We start from the raw sequence: 17,237 nt of genomic DNA on the forward strand, positions 1-17,237 counted from the left end.
ATAGCAGAAAACATAATCGTAGCTGTAACACTGAGCCCTCCCTTTGCGGAGGGCTTTTTTTGTGAGAGTTGCTTAATAAAATGTTGCGGATATAATCTTTCTTGAATCTCTGAATAGTCGACTCCCGACAAAAAGGATCAGAAAGATGGCAATCGCAAAAATTGCATGTGGAATAATTCTTGTGGCAACGGGAACCGCCTGTTGTGAAGAGTGGCCTGAAACTGTTGACAAGATAAACATTACCAGGGATTTCGCTCTTCAGATGGCCATTCGCAGAAATATCGACATCAAATTAGAATCGCTCAGCTCCGCTGCTGCCGAGATAGATGTCCTGAGGAGCCATAGCATTTATGACCCGGTTTTTAATGCATCATCTAATGGCGGAATATCGTATGTGCCCGGAGATCCTTTCTCACGGACCTCAACAATGACCTCTTCGATCGGTTTGAGCCAATATCTCTTTACAGGGGGAACACTCGCTGCCACCACGCAAACGGGCTTTACAGCTGTCGAAACAGAGCCGCCCGGATCAGCCCCCACTAATTGGCTATCTTCAGTGGGATTGACTTTTTCACAACCGCTTCTGAAAAATGCGGGCAGGGAAATAACCAATCTGGGTATTACGTTGGCTGAAATTTCACTAGAAGATTCAATGGAAAGATTTCGGGGGGTCAACACCGATACCGCATTGTCTGTAATTAATTCGTATAACCGAGTGTACACCTTGCAGCAGATTCTGGAGACACGTATAGCGGCGATGAATTCGGCGCAGAACCTGCTTATTGAGATTGACAAGAGGGAACAGCAGGGGCCTTTGCAGGGGATGGAAAGAGCCAATGCCGCCTATGCTCTTGCCCAGCGTCGCAGGGATCTTGTCGATGCGGAACGCAATATTATTGACCAGGAAGCCAGCCTCCGCTACCTGATCGGCCTTGATGCAAAAACCCGCATAATTCCTCTTGATCCTCCTTCCGATGCTGAACTGCAGGAGACAGAGGAACAGGCGATACAGACGGCACTGGAATTGCGACCCGAGTTGAGGGAGCTCAGGCTGACGTTAAAAGCAACCGAGCTGCAGGAGCGGATTGCACGGCATCAAACACTGCCTGATCTTTTTTTTACGGTCAGCGGAGGGCTCAGCGGAACAAGTAACACGTTTGAAAATAGTTATCAGCAGATTGGAGAACGTGCCTCACGTTTCTGGACAGGCGGGATGGTATTGAATGTTCCAATCGGGAATACTGCGGCCGAGAATGACTATCGTAGAAGCAAGATCAGAACAGAGCAGGTGAAAAACCAGATTGAAAGTCTCAGCTGGAGAATACGTAACGATATCGAAGCAGATTTCAGGGCACTCATCTCTGCGCGGCTGCAGAGACAGATAAGCGGCCAGGCGCGGCAATTTGCCGTTCAGCGCCTTGAGGAGTATCGAAAAAATAATCAGTTGGGTACTCCTACTGCCACATTGCAAGATGTTATTAATGCGGAAAATGATTTGACTGCTGCCCGAAATACCCAATTGGAGGCAGCAGAAACTTTTGCCGCTGCCATTGCCAGACTCTGGCGCGACATGGGCGTGCTTCTGGAACGACAAGGTCTTTATCCTCAGAAACGTCCCGGAAAGAAACTGATCGCGTCGCAGTCACCTTCCGTGCGAATCGTACCTTAATCTGCTTTTCCCGTGAGATAAGGGAGGTTTGCAGGCCACAATCCCATTACCTGCCGTACCAGCGCCAGTTCGCCGATATGATAGGCATTATGATCAGCAGCGGTAAGTATTTCGCGGAAGATTGTGTAAGAAGGAGCGTGGGGTAGCGGAGCGAACAGCTCGGTGTGCGGGTCCAGAACGATTTCCTTCAGCGAGTGAAGATCTGAAAGTACCTCCTCCAGGGTCTTCAGCCAGCCCTCTTCGTCAGTCTGTGCATCCGGAGAGGGACGATATCCCAGAGGATAATCAGGCGAAATGTGCAGCGGGTTGCGAATGAATTCCAGGATGTCCCACTGGGCGATACGGATGTGCTCCACGAAATGCCATAGCGAATAGGGGGTGCGTGGCGGCTTGTCGTTGATCCGAGGCAGCGGGATCTCTGCAACTACCTCTTCGAAGCTCATATGAGCATGTTCTCCCGACAAAAGTGCCACCAGTTCGCTTCGCAGAACCTCATTTTCTCTCTTCATCGTCACTCCTCCTGCGTCTCCCTTCTTCTCCGCGCTTTAAGACCGCAGAGCGGGCAGCGCTTCTCCGCAACTTCCCGCTCGCAGACATCACACCAATATTGGGGAGTGTTCCACTCTTCGCATCCCTCGCAGAACTTTGCATTTCCATTATTGATGCAGCCGCACTTCCCGCTCTTCTTGTCCATGTCTCCCTCTACGGCTCTGGTGACAGTTTCCCGGAGGCCGGACTCATCGATCGATCTCTTTTCACGTGTGATGTTTCAATTATACGCCCTGATGGACAAAAGTGGATATCCCACTGGATATTGCATGGGATGGTTTCGGCGCTTGAACATACATCAGCCGTCACTTATACTCATCCTTGTTGCTCACCAATAAAGATACGGAGATATTCTATGGAACTTGACCTGGACTCGTTGCGAAAATTGCTCAGCAAAGGAAGTGACGAAATCGAAAGGAGCGTTGCAGGAACCGGCTATCTGGCCAGAACCGTCATCGGTGTCGGTACGTTTTTGCTGGACAACGAGGGTAATGTCGATCTTCTGTCCGCCAAGCAACGGGTGACCTATGAAAGGTTTATCGAGCCGCTTTTGGGAAAGACTTCTCGTTAATTGCTTCATTGAAGTACCTCGGAAATAACCACGCTAAAACATTAAGGCGACCAATTCAGGTCGCCTTAATGTTTTAAAATTGAAAGATGGTTTTATGGTTTTGCAAAATTAACAGCGCCATACCAGTCCACCAGGACAGCCGGTTCATTCCCCACAACCCAGGCATCATGATTCTCGGGAAGGTTGGAAACATCTCCCGGGCCCAGATCAAATTCGGTGCCATCGGCCATCCGGACATGAACATGTCCTGAGACTAAATATTGAAAATGGGGAGCCGTGCACCATTCGGTGCCGGCAATCGGTTTCACATCCTCTGACCAGCGCCAGCCCGGTTCCAGAATCATTCTGCCGACTGTGCCGCCCGAAATGTTGACCAGTTCCACTTTGCCATGATTGAAAGTCCGGACTTCGTCCGGGCTGTTGAAGTGCTTCCATTCAGCTTTGGTTGCCATGACAGTTGCCCCCTTTCGTTTGATCTCCCTCTACCTGAATTATACGCCCTTTCTATCATTTTAACCTCTGGCACCCTTCTATAGGCTTGAACTTTTGGTTCCAAATGGATGACAATAATCAGGATTGCCAGGAGAAGGAGGAAGGCTTGAAAAAGATAATCCAGATCATCATGTCATTGATGCTTCTTGTTGGATGTTCCAGTGGCAAGGATTGGCGCACTGCCAGTCGTGAGTCTGCCGGGATAGCCCCGGATCCTCACCTGAAAGAAGCTGTGTTGCAGGTCTACGGCGCTCCTACCTGGGGGTGGCGTGGCTGGTTTGCCATCCACACCTGGATCGCTGCCAAGCGCTCCGCTGAGACTGAATACACGGTTTATGAGGTCATCGGCTGGCGTCTGTATCGAGGTCTGCCAGTGATCCGCATCGAAAAGGATCTGCCTGACCGTTATTGGTTCGGGGAGCGCCCGAGGCTGCTCCGGGAGCACCGGGGGGACGGGGTAGATCAGCTGATAGCAAAGGTGGACAAAGCGGCCCGCGCCTATCCCTGGCCGACGACTTACGAAGCTTTCCCAGGCCCAAACAGCAATACCTTCATTGCCTGGATTGGGCGACAGGTGCCGGAGCTTCGTTTGGAACTGCCTTTTTCAGCGATTGGCAGCGGTTATGGAAGCTGACAGGCAGATTTGAGGTCTTGTTGCCGAAGCATGGCTAATGAATTGCCTGGCAGGTTGTAACATGGTACATTCGGTTTCGCGTCTGAACCACAGGGAGACACTCTGTGGTTTTTTTGCGGGCGCAGAATGAGGAGAATCATCTTATGAACCCGGCAGCATTTTCATCGCTCCACCTGAAAACCCCCATGCTCAAGAACCTGCACTCCCTCGGCTATGCCGAAATGACGCCGGTTCAGGCCCATAGTCTACCGCTGATATTGGCGGGCAAAGATGTAATCGCCAAGGCAAAGACCGGCAGTGGCAAGACCGCCGCCTTTGGCATCGGCCTGCTGACACATCTGGAGGTTGCCTCTCTGGGGGTGCAAGCTTTGGTACTCTGTCCGACACGTGAGCTGGCCGATCAGGTCGGCAAGGAGTTGCGGCGCCTGGCACGTTTTACAGAGAACATCAGAATCCTGACCGTCTGCGGCGGAGTACCCTTTGGCCCTCAATTGAGCGCCCTGCAGCATGGAGCCCATGTGGTAGTGGGCACTCCCGGCCGTCTGCTGGATCATCTGCGCCGTGAAAGTCTCGATCTCTCTTCCTTGCGCACTTTGGTGCTGGATGAGGCGGACCGCATGCTGGACATGGGGTTTCAGGAGGATATCGCTGCGCTGATTGCAGCCATCCCGCCTAAAAGGCAGACCCTGCTGTTTTCCGCAACTTATCCTGATTCGATAACTGAAATGAGTGCTGAAATACAGCATGAGCCGGTGGAGGTCAGCGTTGATGAGGCCCATGACGAGGGCTCGATCGAACAGATCTTTTATGAGGTGGACCCTGACCAGCGCAGCGAGGCGGTAGCCCGCATTCTGGGCCACTATCGTCCGGAATCGACCCTGGTCTTCTGCAACACAAGGCAGGAGTGCCAGGACCTGGCTGATATGCTGGTTAAGCGCGGATTCACTGCACTGGCTATTCATGGTGACCTGGAACAGCGTGAGCGGGACCAGGTGCTGGTCCGTTTTGCCAATAAGAGCGCATCGGTGCTGGTGGCAACCGATGTTGCTGCCAGGGGTCTGGATATCAAGGAACTTCCGGCAGTGATCAATTATGAGCTGTCACGCAATCCGGAGGTTCACACCCACCGCATTGGTCGTACCGGTCGAGCCGGTGAGCAGGGTTTGGCGATAAGTTTGGTAACTTTACGGGAGTCCCGTCGGGTCAGCGCCATCGAAGAGGGGCTGGGCAGCACGATCACCCGCGGAGAATTGGCAGGATTGACGGCAACAGGCAGGCCCCAGGCACCATCTATGGTGACCATTTGCATTGATGGTGGCCGTAAAAACAAGCTGCGGCCCGGAGATATTCTGGGCGCTCTGACCGGTGAAGGGGGCATAGCCGGGAGCGAGGTCGGCAAAATTGATGTGTTCGATTTTCATACCTATGTCGCAATCATGCGGCAGAGTATTGACCAAGCATTGAGATGTCTGGGACAGAACAGGATCAAGGGGCGTTTTTTCAAGGTGCGTCGAACGGGGTGATTGCCAACCTGGAACTGCTATGACAACATGCTGAATAGAAATGGAAAAGGCGGCCAATCGGTCGCCTTTTTGCTTGGAGAAAAGTAGTTAAATAAAATCAGCCATGACGCCTGCACCACGCTAGCAGCGCCTCAGCCGTCTGCGCGCCGCTCACCTGATCGACCACTTTGCCCTTGCGCAGCAGCATGACTACCGGTATGCCGCGCACACCAAAGCGCGAGGCGAGAGCCTGATTCTCTTGGGTATTCACCTGGACTACGGCCGTTTTGCCGGCCAGTTTTTCGGCTACTGTCCGCACCGCCGGTGCGAATGAAATACAGTGCGGTCACCAGGGAGCCCAAAATTCAGCCAGTACCGGACCAGGGTAAGTGGCGATGAAACTGTCGAAGCTGCTGTTGGTTAACTGCTGCGGTTGAGTGTACAAGGGAGGCAACATGGCCTGGCAGTGGCCGCAGCGGCCTTTGACTCCTTCCTTGTCTGCAGGAATGCGGTTGCCGGTGCCGCAGGAGGGGCAGGTTACGATATGGGATGACATGATGTACCCCCTTCAGTGTTTCCCTCACTGCAATATTATCAGTAGGGAAATAAAAGCAAAGTACCTCTTCCAGAAATTGATCTGTTCCAAGTGCCTACCTGAAGGCTTTAGGTCATCCCTTCCTGCAATCTGATTGCATCGAATTTGCCCTGGCTACAGTTTGAAGCGTGCAGTCATCTCCTTAAGCTCTTCTGCTGTCCTGATCAGGTTAGAGGCTGCTTGTTCGGTTTTGCTGGTTCCGTGGGAAACGTTGTCGATTACTGCATTAATTTCACGAATGTTGTCCATTACCCCGTCTGTTGTCGCTGATTGTTCCTCGATGGCAATTGCGACTTGAGCTACACTTTCGACCAGCACCTCGATGTGGGATGTTATCTCGGATACGGCCTCGCTGGAAAGCCTTACCTTGCTCACGCCGCTCTGGGCGCTGTGGGAGCTTTGTTCCATGGATCCCATCACGTTGCTGACATCACGCTGAAGGGTGGTGATGATCTTCTGGATTTCGCCTGTTGCTGAGGTTGTTCGCTCCGCCAGTTTCCTGACCTCATCTGCAACCACCGCAAATCCCCGTCCCTGCTCTCCGGCGCGGGCTGCCTCGATGGCGGCATTCAGCGCCAAAAGGTTTGTCTGGTCCGCAATGTCTTCGATCGTTGAAACAATCTCACCTATCTGCTGTGAATTATTGCCAAGAGAAGCCACCGCCTCTGTTGTTTCCGTAATCACGCTTCCGATCTCTTCCATCATGCAGGACATTTCTCCAATACTGCTAATGCCTTTCGTGCTGGCCATTCTGGTATGCGAGGCTTTTTCGGCCATCAGTTGGCAGTTGCTGGAGATGTGGTTGCTGACCGATGAGAGTCCTTCGACAGCATGTACCACGGAAGCTGTCTGCTCTGCAGCCTGCAAGGCGCCGCCGGCCAGTTCTACCGAGGTTAATCTGAGATTTTCCGATGCAGAGGTCAGATCACGGGAGGTTGCCTGGATTCCGGTAATCATCGTGCGCATCGAGGTTTGGACCTCAGTGATCGTGTTTAATATCCAGCTGATTTCATTTTTGTTCCTGACTGTTATCGTCTGGCTGAGATTGCCCTCTGCCATATTCTGGAGATAAGCTATTACCCGTTTGATCGACGAGCTGATGCCCCAGATATTCAGTAAACTGAAAAAAGCGCCCAGGCTGATAAAAAGGACAAGGGAGCCGTAGCGGATCAGGGATGACTCGGATCTTCCCAGGATTGCGGCTGCTACAATACAGAAGCTGTAACAAACACAAAGGAGTGTAATGCGGGTCTTGATGGACAGTCGATAATAAAGTTGTTGAAGGGTCTGCATGGCCTTGCTCCATCGATAAGGGGGGTCCCAATGTGGTGGTATGTTATTTATTATCGGCATTTTTTGTTTTCATTAAAGAGAAACGGCTTTCTAAAAATATTAATTCTGTTCAAATAGAACTTTATCATCATATCTTTTTAAATGATGCAACGACTCATGGATGAAGTTTACGGCAGGTTTTGAGCGGGTGGGTTTTTTGAGCAGATATGTGGTTTCGCGGGTGGATGAAATGAAGGTTCACTATTTATCGAGGACGGGGCGGGTTTGAAGCCGCCCCTGCGACATTTATTTTCAGTTTGAAAGTTCGGCCAGAGTTGATTGCTGAAATCGGTGTATTGAGTCCGAAAACTGTTTGCCTAATGACAGGTGAATCAGGGAAAGGCTGCCGGGGTAATCTCTTCTTCCTGCTCGCCGGGGGGCAGAACCAGATTGAGCAGTACAGCCAGTACGCCGCAGAGGCTGATCCCCTGGAGACTGAAGCTTCCGATCGTTACGCCGAGACCGCCTATGCCGGTGACAAGGGTAACGGAAACCAGGCAGAGATTGCGCGGCTTCATCAGGTCTACTTTTCCGTCAATGATGGTTTTGAGGCCGATGCCGGCGATGGAGCCGAAGAGCAGGATCATGATCCCGCCCATGACCGGCATGGGGATGGTTTGCAGAAGGGCGCCAAATTTGCCGACGAACGCCATCAAAATAGCAAAACAGGCGGCCCAGGTCATAACCACAGGATTGTAGTTGCGGGTGAGCATGACCGCGCCGGTGACCTCACCATAGGTGGTGACCGGAGGTCCGCCGAAAAGGCCGACTATGTTTACCGCCAACCCGTCACCAAGCAGAGTGCGGTGCAGACCAGGTTTTTCAGTATAGTCGCGGCCGACGACTGAACCGATGGCTAGAATTCCACCCACGTGTTCCACAATCGGGGCAATGGCTACCGGAATCATGAAGAGAATCGCCGCCAGATTGAATTCAGGTCGTCCGAATTCAGGGAGCGCCAGCCATGGCGCGTTGATCACTTTGCTGAAATCGACCAGGCCAAGAAACAGAGAGGTGGTGTAGCCAACCAGCACGCCGACCAGAATGGGTACCAGTTTGAGCAGGCCGCGGGCATGGATGGCGGTCAGCATGGTTGCGATCAGTGAAATGGTTGCAACACACAGGGAGGTGCCGTAGGGGATCACCTGGGTCTCACCTGCTTTGCCGGTTGCCATATTGATAGCTACCTGGGCCAGTCCCAGGCCGATGACCATGACCACCGGGCCAATGACAACCGGCGGCAGAATCCGGTGGATGAAGTCTGCGCCGCGCCACTTGACCATTCCGGCAGCTACGTAATAAAGCAGGCTGGCGGCGGCGAGAGCTCCGAAAGTCGCCGGCATGCCCCACGTTTTGACCGAGTAGATCACCGGGGCGATAAAGGCAAAGGAAGATCCCAGGTAGATCGGTACCTGGCGTTTGGTGCAGGCCTGAAAGATAAGCGTGCCGATGCCGGCTCCGAGGAGCGCCAGGCTCGGGTTGAGTCCGGTCAGCAGCGGGACGAGAACTGTAGCGCCAAAGGCGACAAAAAGAATCTGGGCGCCGGAAAGGGCGGTACGCCAAGTTGGTTCAGGGGACGGTGACATGCGGTGCGCTCCTATTTTGTGCCGAAAATCTTGTCGCCGGCATCGCCGAGGCCGGGAAGTATGTAACCTTGCTCGTTGAGGCGCTCATCAATGGAGGCAACGTAAATCTCCACGTCTGGGTGGGCTGCAGTGATCTTTTCGATTCCTTCGGGGACAGCTACCAGGAAGAGTCCTTTGATCCGCCTGCACCCGGACTTTTTCAGCATTTCTATGGTAGCCAGCAGCGAGCCGCCAGTGGCGAGCATGGGATCAATGATCAGGGCAATGCGCTCCTCCATGCCGCTGGTGAATTTCTGGTAGTAGGCGACCGGTTCCAGCGTTTCCTCATCACGATAAAGACCCACCACGCTGACCTTTGCGCTGGGTATCATGTCGAGAACACCGTTCATCATCCCCAGCCCTGCACGAAGGATAGGTACTACCGTAATTTTCTTGCCCTTGATCTGGTGGACAGAGACCGGACCAGCCCACCCATTGACGGTAATAGTTTCGGTCTCAAGATCTTTAGTCGCTTCATAGGTCAGGAGGCGCGCCACCTCTGAGGAAAGCTCGCGAAACTGCTTTGTACTGAGTTCTGATTGACGCATCAGACCGAGTTTGTGCTGAATGAGAGGATGTTTGACTTCGTAAACAGCCACGTTTGACTCCTGTTGTTTGTAGTGTGTAAGAACCGGAAAAGGATACAGTTCAGCCATCAACAGGTCAACGTTTGAAATGTTTGTCAGCTTTCATGAATTGAGTTTAGGAGGAATTTCTTTTGTATGAGCTCACGGCACGGGTGAGATGAAGCGGTATGTGGGCAGGGATGGTAGCGATGCGGATATTTTTGGTGAGGGGGGCGGGTTTAAACCCGCCCCGACATATTTCTTCATCATTACATGAATCCAGCCGATTTCCATCCATCAACTCCCCCTTCCAGGGCTGAAACGTTTTTAAACCCTTTTCCTGCGAATTCTTCTGCCCGACCGGCAGATGTCTGTTCGCGGGGTCAATTGCAGTAGAAGATGAGCTCCTGCTGTTTGGTGATCTCCATAAGGCGGTTGTTCAGTTCACCCAATGTCCAAGCCCCTTCCAACCGCATCTGACCACACTTCTGATCATCGTCGTAAGCGCAAATAAAAAGCGCTTCCCCAGCCCGTACTTTACGTCGGGCCTCCTGAGGTTGAATTCGACTGATCATTGCCATGTCTCCTCCTGTTGATCTTTTTGAGATTGCTGCTTCCGTTACCATAAGCGTAACAGGGAATTCAGAGGCCACAACTCGGGCAATATCAGAGAAAGTGATGTTTCTTGGCGGCCATCGAAATGAATATTAATCCGTTGACAGGGCCATGGAGTTTAGCTAACCTTTCATGGCTGGAAACTACCTATAAATCAGGGGCCTGAACCATGTTCCCTCATCTGCCGATAAAAATATTTTATGTTTTGACCACCGCTTTTATGCTTTTGGGGTTGAGCGGCTGTTCGGAGAAGTCGAGCGCACCTCTCTTTCACGAATCGAATCGTAAAGGGGGCGAAGCTGATGCCCCTGTCAAGGATGTGCCCAAAGACATAATCGCCACCCAAAAAGCATTCAGCCTGGTTGCCCAGAAAGTTACCCCCTGTGTTGTCAATATCTCCACAATTGGCAGAAAGAAGATGGTCCAGCCATTCTTTGAAATGTCCCCCCTTTTCGAAGATTTTTTCGGCGGTCCTCAATTTCAACGGGATAAGAGTTTGGGGTCAGGGTTCATCATCAGCAAGGACGGCTATATCGTTACTAACGACCATGTAGTGCGTGAGGCAGAGAGCATTCAGGTCAAGTTATCCAATGATAAGGTTTATAACGCAAAGGTTGTGGGGGGCGATCAGAAGAGTGACATTGCCGTTATCAAGATTAATGCGTCCGATCTGCCGGTGGCCGTGTTGGGGGATTCGGAAAAGCTGGAAGTGGGACAATGGGCTATTGCAATCGGCAATCCTTTTGGCCTTGATCGTACCATGACCGTAGGCATCATTTCAGCTACCGGGCGCTCCAATATGGGCATCGAAACATACGAAAACTTTATTCAGACGGATGCTTCCATCAATCCAGGTAATTCAGGCGGTCCGTTGCTGAATGTATATGGCGAGGTCATTGGCATCAACACAGCCATTGTCGCCGCAGGACAGGGTATTGGCTTTGCCATCCCCGTTGATATGGCCAAGCCGATCTTTAGTCAGCTCATCAAGAAGGGAAGTGTCAATCGTGGGTGGATGGGGGTGACTATTCAGCCATTGACAGAAGAACTTGCTCAATCTTTCGGTTTGCGTCAGGCAAAGGGAGCTTTGATAAATGACATAATGAAGGGGAGTCCTGCTGAGAAAGCCGGTATCCAGCAAGGAGACATCATCACTGCTTTTAATGGAACCGAAATCAAGGACCCATCTCATCTGCAGCGCCTTGTTGCTGAAACCGCCGTGGGTAAACCGGTTAAGGTAACTGTTTTCCGTGAGGGAAAATCTCTGGACCTGAGTATGACGCTAACCAGTGCCGATGTTGCCCCTAAGCCTCGGCGTGATGTGGGAAGAGGCGGAGAAAAGGGACAGGCCGATCTTGTAGGGATAGTTGTTCAAGATGTCAAAGGTGAAGGGGTGGTTGTGGCTGATGTCGCTCAAGGCAGTCCGGCCGCGGAAGCTGGTATAAAACGTGGTGACATTATTGTTTCGATAAATCGTCAGCGCATACGAGATACGGCCGACTATCAGCGTAGCATACGCAAGGTGCCAGAAGGAACTCTGGCTATTCTTGTGCGTAGAGGCGACGCAAGTATTTACTTTGCACTGCAGGTCAAATAGGGCAGGTTAGAGTTGAACGAGGAGAAGGGTATGAACCTGATAGAAAATGTTGATTCGGCTCGGCGCCTGGCACGGGCGATAATATCGGATGTCGCCATGTATAACAGGGAGAAGGTGGAGAACGGTATTAAGAATGATGATATCTTTGATGCCCTTCAGGCGGAACTGGAAGAAGGGCGCCAGCATTTTTTTTCGCGCGTGGCGCCGGAACTGGAACCGACTATTATTTACGATCTTGCTGTTGTGGATGTGCTCATTAAGCGAGCGGGAAAAATCGAATCATCAATCTGGTAGTTGTCCCAGATACAATGAAATTGCAAGGCGTACCTCCATGGAGGTACGCCTTTTATTTGGCAATAGTTTATACAGGCCCTACAGCTATGAGGATGTAAATGGTTATCAATTTTTCAAACGAATATGAATCGATGCGGCTTGATCTTTTTCTTTCCCGGGAATTGGTTGGAGAGACCCGTGCAGCGATTCAAAGGCTGATCTTGACAGAACATATCTTGATCAATGGCCTCCCAGTCCGTCCCTCCTATAAATTAAAAGGAGGAGAATGTATCTCGGTGGATATTCCTGCGCCAATAGCAGCAGAGCCGCTGCCGGAGGAGATTTCGCTTGAGGTGATTTATGAAGATAGTGACCTTATCGTTATAAATAAGCCGGCAGGATTAGTGATTCATCCTGGTCCGGGCAACAGCAGCGGAACCCTGGTGAATGCCCTGCTGGCACATTGCACCGATCTGTCCGGCATTGGCGGAGAGTTGCGCCCAGGAATTGTACATCGTCTTGACAAGGGCACTTCGGGTGTTCTGGTTGCTGCCAAAAATGATCGCACTCACAATGCACTTTCAACTCAATTCAGTGTCCATTCCATCAAGCGTATGTATCAGGCAATTGTGTATGGAAATCCCAAAGAAGATACAGGCAAGATAGAGGGTATCATCGGCAGGCATCCCATTGACCGGTTACGCAGGTCTGGTGCCGCGCGTCACGGTAAGCGGGCGGTGACGCGCTGGCGTGTTAGTGCACGCTATGGCAGGTTTGCTTTGATGGAGTTGCGACTGGAAACGGGGCGAACACATCAGATTCGTGTACATCTGTGTGAGGCCGGTTTCCCTGTGGTGGGAGATCCTCTATACCCTGATGGGGGGCGTTTCAACAACCTGACTGATCCCCAACTGCGTAAGATGATCAGCAAGCTCGGACGCCAGGCGCTTCATGCACGGGTTTTGGGGTTCATTCATCCGACATCAGGAGAGTATATGGAATTCACCAGTGAGTTGCCGGATGATATGCGTGAGTTGCTGGCATATTTGGGGGAGTCTGTTTAAGGTCTGCGGAAAGATAAATTTCAGACCTTCTTTTCATTCTTTATAGTTCGCAGGATGGCACTGAACATCTGGTTCTGGTCTGATTGCGACACAGAGATAATCATCTCGACCTCGATGATGCGCCCGCAGACATCTCGCATTTTGTGCAAGGTGGTTGTACCGATAAGATCGCTCCGCCCGCTGCTGAAATAATCCTCCACGGCTTGCTGTAACTCTTGTCCTTTCTCCATAAAATCATAAATGCTTTGGCCAAGCAGTTCCTGTTTGTTTAGTCCGAAAAGTTTTTCAGCTTTTTGATTGGATATGACTATTTTGCCGTCAGCCATGAAAGTGATAATGGGTGATTGGGCTATTTCGATGAAATTGCGGTAACGATCTTCAGATTCAATCCGTTGCATGGTCTTTCGGTCCAGTTCCGCCATCAGTTCATTGAAAGATCCGATCAGTTCTCCTATTTCATCTGATGTTGTGCGCTCCATGCGTTCAGAAAAATTTCCGGTCTTGGCCACTTCTGAGATATGGGAAGCAACGGTTTTTACCGGAGTCAAGATAGCCTTGCGGATTACCCATCCGGTTATGACCAGAAAGAGAATCAAAACAAAGCTGTCATACAGGATGTCATGCCTGAGGTTAGCTCCTATCTCCTTGTAGAGTCCTTCCATAGGGATAGATATTGAAATGGCACCGATTACCTCACCCACTTTGTAGCCGTAGGAAAAATGGCCCTTTGGAAAGCGTGCTTTGACAAAGGCCGGTGCGGATTCGTAGCTTCCGTGGCATGTCAGGCAGGATTGATCGGCCAACATAGGAAGAAGGTAGCGGAAATCTTTTTTGCCGTCTTTAGTAACCACATGCCAGAATTCAGTGGGCCTGTTATTCTTGAAAGAGGTTAATTGTGTAGCTTCAAAGGAATCGGGCCGGTTTTCGGGATTACGGTAACGTAGCGAAATTTGACGAACAGAAAAATTAGAGCCTTGGGTTAGGCGCTGAGCAATTTTTGTAGATGCCACCTGTGGAACAAGATTGTAATTCTTCTCTGGTTCCGTAGTCACACTCTTGGAAAGATAATCACGGGTTACTATGATCTGCTGGGCGATTGAGCGAGCATTGTCAATCGCTCCCTTGAGGATCAAAGTCTGTGCTTTCCGGTAATTATTATAGGCAAGTGCCAAAAGCAGCAGTACAAGCAGCAAAGAAGAAATGATATTAAAGGTAGTGCTGACGCTACGGCTGATTTTGAACTTCATCATTATTTTTTTCCTTAACTTTTAAATCATAATTATAACGGCTTCACATGCCATGGCAAGATTTATATGCCTGGTTATTCTGCTTGAATTTGCTATTATGGCAGCGCTATTTATTCGACCACTTTAAAAAATCAATCATGATCAGGTAATAAAGAAGAGGTTAAAACAGTATGAATAGAAGGTTTTTTTTGCGTAGCTGCAAAGGTTTTCTTACTACAGCGCTACTCTTTATTGTGACCATAGTAGTGGTAATGGTTCTGGGAGCATCCGGCTATGTATTTTATCTGCTTGCCCGACTTCCCCGCGTTGATCGCCTGGCTGATTACAAGCCACCCATTGTCTCTCAGGTTTTCGGTGACGACGGCAGTCTGGTGGGTGAATTTTATTTGGAACGGCGCATTGTTGTGCCGGTCAACAAGATGCCTCGCAAGCTTATTCAGGCTTTTGTGGCGGCGGAGGATGCCAATTTTTATTCTCATAAAGGCATAGATTATATTGGCATCATGCGTGCCGCTGTAAAAAATGTGATGTCTATGCGCAAGAAGGAAGGCGCTTCTACAATCAGCCAGCAGGTTACTAAATCAATGCTGCTGACGCCGGAGAAAAAGTTTTCCCGCAAAATCAAGGAAGCAATTCTTGCGAAACGACTGGAAGAAAAGCTGAGTAAAGATGAAATCCTTTATCTCTATCTGAATCAGATTTATCTGGGTGGCGGTGCATATGGCGTCCAGGCGGCTGCGGAGACTTATTTCGGCAAAAATGTGGAAGAGCTTAACCTTGCTGAAATGGCAATGCTGGCTGGTCTTCCAAAGGCACCAAATGCGTATTCGCCCATAAAACATCTGGAAAAGGCGCGTGAACGGCAGTCGTATGTGTTGGAGCGGATGGTCAGGGAGGGGTATGTCACCCAGGCCGAGGCTGACTATGCTAAAAAAACAACAATATCTATCCACCCCATGAAGAAGGTCAACAATGAACAGTCCGCCTATTTTCTTGAACATCTTCGCATTCAATTGGAGAGTAAATATGGCGAAGATCAGCTCTATAAGGGGGGGCTGAAGATTTATACGACCATGAATGCAGGAATGCAGCGTGCAGCTTATGAAAGTGTCAGAAACGGGTTGAAAGCGGTTGATAAACGTCAAGGTTATCGTGGCCCTGCTAAATATCTCTCCCTAACAGAGGTTGAGCCTTTTTGTTTAAAGGTTGAGGAGGGTATCGATTCTGCCATTCTTAAAACTGGCGAAACCTATCAAGGTGTGGTGGTGGGTTTTAACACCCAGAAAGGTGAGGCAATTGTCAGGGTCGGAGATCGCAAGGGAATTCTGAGTAGAAAAAACATGTCATGGGCAGGACGCCTTGAAATGATAAGCAGCTACGGCAAACCTGAAAAGGGAAATCGCTCCTTGACGCTTGGTTCTGTGATTGAGGTTTCTGTAGTTTCTCCGGAGATCAACCAGGAGGGAGCACAGTTTGCTCTTGACCAGGTTCCTGAAGTGCAGGCGGCATTGGTCGCAATTGATCCTCGCACCGGTGGTTTGAAAGCTATGGTAGGTGGATATGACTTCAAAAAGAGCCAGTTTAATCGCGCCATTCAGGCCAAACGCAACGCGGGATCTGCTTTTAAACCAATTATTTATGCAGCTGCCCTGGATAAGGGACTCACACCAGCTACGATAATTGAAGACGCGGAGGTTGAATATCCGGACGGCACTGGGAAGATGTGGAAGCCCAAGAACTACGACGGTGTTTTCCGGGGGCCGGTTACGATGCGGGAAGCGCTGACTCACTCCATTAACATTGTCAGTGTGAAAATCATGGAGCAGATTGGTGCCCCTTATGCTGCAGAATATGCTCAAAAGATGGGTTTCTCTTCACAAATTCCTGCCAACTTGGCGTTAGCCCTTGGCGCGGCGAGTGTTTCACCTATGGAACTCACTTCCGCTTATACCATTTTTGCAAATCAAGGAATGCAACTCCCTTCTTCTATTATCACTAAGGTTACCGACAATGATGGCGTTGTTCTTCAGCAGGCTTCTCAGCCCGTTCCGGTACCTATTATTGCCCCGGAAACATCATATGTAATAACTAATCTCATGCAGAGCGTTGTGGCAAGTGGTACCGGGCATCGCGCTTCAGTTATAGGTCGGCCGGTTGCTGGGAAAACTGGAACAACGAATGACGCTAAGGACGCTTGGTTTATTGGGTACATCCCCCAGCTAGTGACGGGCGTGTGGGTTGGATATGACCAGGAACGATCGCTTGGAGCCAGTGGCTCTGGTGGTCAGGCTTCGGCGCCAATATGGGCGGAGTTTATGCAAAAGGCAGTGATGTCTATGCCCGTAGAGGATTTTGCAGCACCCGAAAATGTGACTTTTTTGCTTATCAATCCAACTACAGGCAAACTTGCCCGGGAGGGGACCCCGGGCGCAGTCATGGAATGTTTTGTCAAAGGGACAGAACCGGGCGGTTACGATGGTGAATGAGGAGGGGCGTACAATCTCCTGTAGAACGGCTAGAACAAGTGCAAATAGATCCTTTTTTTCACTATTTTGAACTTTCTATGGTCCATGGGTGACAATTCAAGAAGAAGACTTTTACGAGTTTTATATTATACTTATGTAACATCTTTCCGAACTTTTTCTTTGACAGAGACCTGTTGTCATGTTAAAAGCCAAGTCCCTTTTGAGGAAGAGCTTCTTGAAGTTTCTGGCAGAAAAAGACCATGCAATGAAAAAGAAGTTGACATACTGAAATCGTTTTGTTAGTTTAACCAGCTCAACGCCTCGGGTGAGGCCCTCAAGGGCTGAATCAGTTTTTTGGGGCAGCAAAAAAAGAAGTTGACACATTGAGATAGTTTTGTTAGTTTGTTCGTCTTGACTGAGTGTCTGGTCTTTGAAAACCGA

17 protein-coding genes are annotated in these 17,237 nt (G+C 50.3%); 8 read left to right on the forward strand and 9 right to left on the reverse strand.

Annotation, left to right across the window (positions count from 1 at the left end; all coding sequences use genetic code 11):
• Positions 1-145: 145 nt before the first annotated feature.
• Positions 146-1,669, forward strand: coding sequence for a TolC family protein (locus tag KJB30_RS10345; protein WP_214298793.1), 1,524 nt, complete (start codon positions 146-148; stop codon positions 1,667-1,669).
• Here KJB30_RS10345 and KJB30_RS10350 read toward each other — a convergent pair.
• Positions 1,666-2,178, reverse strand: coding sequence for a DinB family protein (locus KJB30_RS10350; RefSeq protein WP_214298795.1), 513 nt, complete (start codon positions 2,176-2,178; stop codon positions 1,666-1,668). The genes KJB30_RS10345 and KJB30_RS10350 overlap by 4 nt on opposite strands.
• A 2-nt stretch (positions 2,179-2,180) precedes the next feature.
• On the reverse strand, positions 2,181-2,363 hold the full coding sequence (locus KJB30_RS10355) for a hypothetical protein (protein WP_214298797.1): 183 nt from the start codon (positions 2,361-2,363) through the stop codon (positions 2,181-2,183).
• A 210-nt stretch (positions 2,364-2,573) separates the two neighbouring features.
• Between KJB30_RS10355 and KJB30_RS10360 the strand changes: the two genes are divergently transcribed.
• Complete coding sequence (locus KJB30_RS10360; RefSeq protein WP_214298799.1) at positions 2,574-2,789, forward strand: hypothetical protein; 216 nt, start codon at positions 2,574-2,576, stop codon at positions 2,787-2,789.
• 92 nt (positions 2,790-2,881) lie between these two features.
• Here the strand turns inward: KJB30_RS10360 and KJB30_RS10365 are convergent, their stop codons facing one another.
• Positions 2,882-3,241, reverse strand: a complete 360-nt coding sequence (locus tag KJB30_RS10365) for a cupin domain-containing protein (protein WP_214298801.1) — start codon at positions 3,239-3,241, stop codon at positions 2,882-2,884.
• A 146-nt stretch (positions 3,242-3,387) separates the two neighbouring features.
• Here KJB30_RS10365 and KJB30_RS10370 point away from each other — a divergent pair, with 146 nt between their 5' ends.
• Positions 3,388-3,915 carry a DUF3750 domain-containing protein gene (locus KJB30_RS10370; protein ID WP_246545623.1) on the forward strand — a complete coding sequence of 176 codons (528 nt, stop codon included), beginning with the start codon at positions 3,388-3,390 and terminating at the stop codon, positions 3,913-3,915.
• Between the two features lie 143 nt (positions 3,916-4,058).
• Positions 4,059-5,438, forward strand: coding sequence for an ATP-dependent RNA helicase DbpA (gene dbpA, locus KJB30_RS10375; protein ID WP_214298805.1), 1,380 nt, complete (start codon positions 4,059-4,061; stop codon positions 5,436-5,438).
• 97 nt (positions 5,439-5,535) lie between these two features.
• On the opposite strand, the gene KJB30_RS10380 is transcribed toward dbpA, so the two are convergent.
• From KJB30_RS10380 to KJB30_RS10400, 5 genes are all read right to left on the reverse strand, one after another.
• On the reverse strand, positions 5,536-5,973 hold the full coding sequence (locus tag KJB30_RS10380; protein WP_214298807.1) for a thioredoxin domain-containing protein: 438 nt from the start codon (positions 5,971-5,973) through the stop codon (positions 5,536-5,538).
• 153 nt (positions 5,974-6,126) lie between these two features.
• Entirely contained in the window at positions 6,127-7,305 is a 1,179-nt protein-coding gene (locus KJB30_RS10385; protein WP_214298809.1) for a methyl-accepting chemotaxis protein, read from the reverse strand.
• A gap of 371 nt (positions 7,306-7,676) precedes the next feature.
• The gene (locus KJB30_RS10390; protein WP_214298811.1) at positions 7,677-8,930 is read right to left on the reverse strand and encodes a uracil-xanthine permease family protein; all 1,254 of its coding nucleotides are present in this window, start codon (positions 8,928-8,930) and stop codon (positions 7,677-7,679) included.
• Positions 8,931-8,941: 11 nt separating this feature from the next.
• Complete coding sequence (gene upp, locus KJB30_RS10395) at positions 8,942-9,568, reverse strand: uracil phosphoribosyltransferase (protein ID WP_214298813.1); 627 nt, start codon at positions 9,566-9,568, stop codon at positions 8,942-8,944.
• 350 nt (positions 9,569-9,918) lie between these two features.
• On the reverse strand, positions 9,919-10,116 hold the full coding sequence (locus KJB30_RS10400; protein ID WP_214298815.1) for an ArsR family transcriptional regulator: 198 nt from the start codon (positions 10,114-10,116) through the stop codon (positions 9,919-9,921).
• 203 nt (positions 10,117-10,319) lie between these two features.
• On the opposite strand from KJB30_RS10400, the gene KJB30_RS10405 reads away from it, so the two are divergent.
• The 3 genes from KJB30_RS10405 to KJB30_RS10415 all read left to right on the forward strand — a co-directional run bounded on the left by KJB30_RS10405 (position 10,320) and on the right by KJB30_RS10415 (position 13,084).
• Entirely contained in the window at positions 10,320-11,747 is a 1,428-nt protein-coding gene (locus KJB30_RS10405) for a DegQ family serine endoprotease (RefSeq protein WP_437179728.1), read from the forward strand.
• A gap of 30 nt (positions 11,748-11,777) precedes the next feature.
• A complete protein-coding gene (locus KJB30_RS10410) occupies positions 11,778-12,041 on the forward strand; it encodes a hypothetical protein (protein ID WP_214298817.1) in 264 nt (87 codons plus the stop codon).
• A 98-nt stretch (positions 12,042-12,139) separates the two neighbouring features.
• A complete protein-coding gene (locus KJB30_RS10415; protein ID WP_214298819.1) occupies positions 12,140-13,084 on the forward strand; it encodes an RluA family pseudouridine synthase in 945 nt (314 codons plus the stop codon).
• 20 nt (positions 13,085-13,104) lie between these two features.
• Here the strand turns inward: KJB30_RS10415 and KJB30_RS10420 are convergent, their stop codons facing one another.
• The gene (locus tag KJB30_RS10420) at positions 13,105-14,334 is read right to left on the reverse strand and encodes a c-type heme family protein (protein WP_367618965.1); all 1,230 of its coding nucleotides are present in this window, start codon (positions 14,332-14,334) and stop codon (positions 13,105-13,107) included.
• A gap of 167 nt (positions 14,335-14,501) precedes the next feature.
• Between KJB30_RS10420 and KJB30_RS10425 the strand changes: the two genes are divergently transcribed.
• Positions 14,502-16,817 carry a penicillin-binding protein 1A gene (locus KJB30_RS10425; protein WP_214298820.1) on the forward strand — a complete coding sequence of 772 codons (2,316 nt, stop codon included), beginning with the start codon at positions 14,502-14,504 and terminating at the stop codon, positions 16,815-16,817.
• Positions 16,818-17,237 lie beyond the last annotated feature (420 nt).

Origin of the sequence: Pelotalea chapellei (assembly GCF_018531195.1) — a bacterium.
Taxonomy (GTDB): Bacteria; Desulfobacterota; Desulfuromonadia; order Geobacterales; family Pseudopelobacteraceae; genus Pelotalea; species Pelotalea chapellei.

Bases quoted from the DNA above. Each gene is read 5' to 3' on its own strand.
- KJB30_RS10345 (WP_214298793.1), top strand. From the start codon at position 146: ATGGCAATCGCAAAAATTGCATGTGGAATAATTCTTGTGGCAACGGGA.
- KJB30_RS10350 (WP_214298795.1), bottom strand. From the start codon at position 2,178: ATGAAGAGAGAAAATGAGGTTCTGCGAAGCGAACTGGTGGCACTTTTG.
- KJB30_RS10355 (WP_214298797.1), bottom strand. From the start codon at position 2,363: ATGGACAAGAAGAGCGGGAAGTGCGGCTGCATCAATAATGGAAATGCA.
- KJB30_RS10360 (WP_214298799.1), top strand. From the start codon at position 2,574: ATGGAACTTGACCTGGACTCGTTGCGAAAATTGCTCAGCAAAGGAAGT.
- KJB30_RS10365 (WP_214298801.1), bottom strand. From the start codon at position 3,241: ATGGCAACCAAAGCTGAATGGAAGCACTTCAACAGCCCGGACGAAGTC.
- dbpA (WP_214298805.1), top strand. From the start codon at position 4,059: ATGAACCCGGCAGCATTTTCATCGCTCCACCTGAAAACCCCCATGCTC.
- KJB30_RS10385 (WP_214298809.1), bottom strand. From the start codon at position 7,305: ATGCAGACCCTTCAACAACTTTATTATCGACTGTCCATCAAGACCCGC.
- KJB30_RS10390 (WP_214298811.1), bottom strand. From the start codon at position 8,930: ATGTCACCGTCCCCTGAACCAACTTGGCGTACCGCCCTTTCCGGCGCC.
- KJB30_RS10400 (WP_214298815.1), bottom strand. From the start codon at position 10,116: ATGGCAATGATCAGTCGAATTCAACCTCAGGAGGCCCGACGTAAAGTA.
- KJB30_RS10405 (WP_437179728.1), top strand. From the start codon at position 10,320: ATGTTCCCTCATCTGCCGATAAAAATATTTTATGTTTTGACCACCGCT.
- KJB30_RS10410 (WP_214298817.1), top strand. From the start codon at position 11,778: ATGAACCTGATAGAAAATGTTGATTCGGCTCGGCGCCTGGCACGGGCG.
- KJB30_RS10415 (WP_214298819.1), top strand. From the start codon at position 12,140: ATGGTTATCAATTTTTCAAACGAATATGAATCGATGCGGCTTGATCTT.
- KJB30_RS10420 (WP_367618965.1), bottom strand. From the start codon at position 14,334: ATGATGAAGTTCAAAATCAGCCGTAGCGTCAGCACTACCTTTAATATC.
- KJB30_RS10425 (WP_214298820.1), top strand. From the start codon at position 14,502: ATGAATAGAAGGTTTTTTTTGCGTAGCTGCAAAGGTTTTCTTACTACA.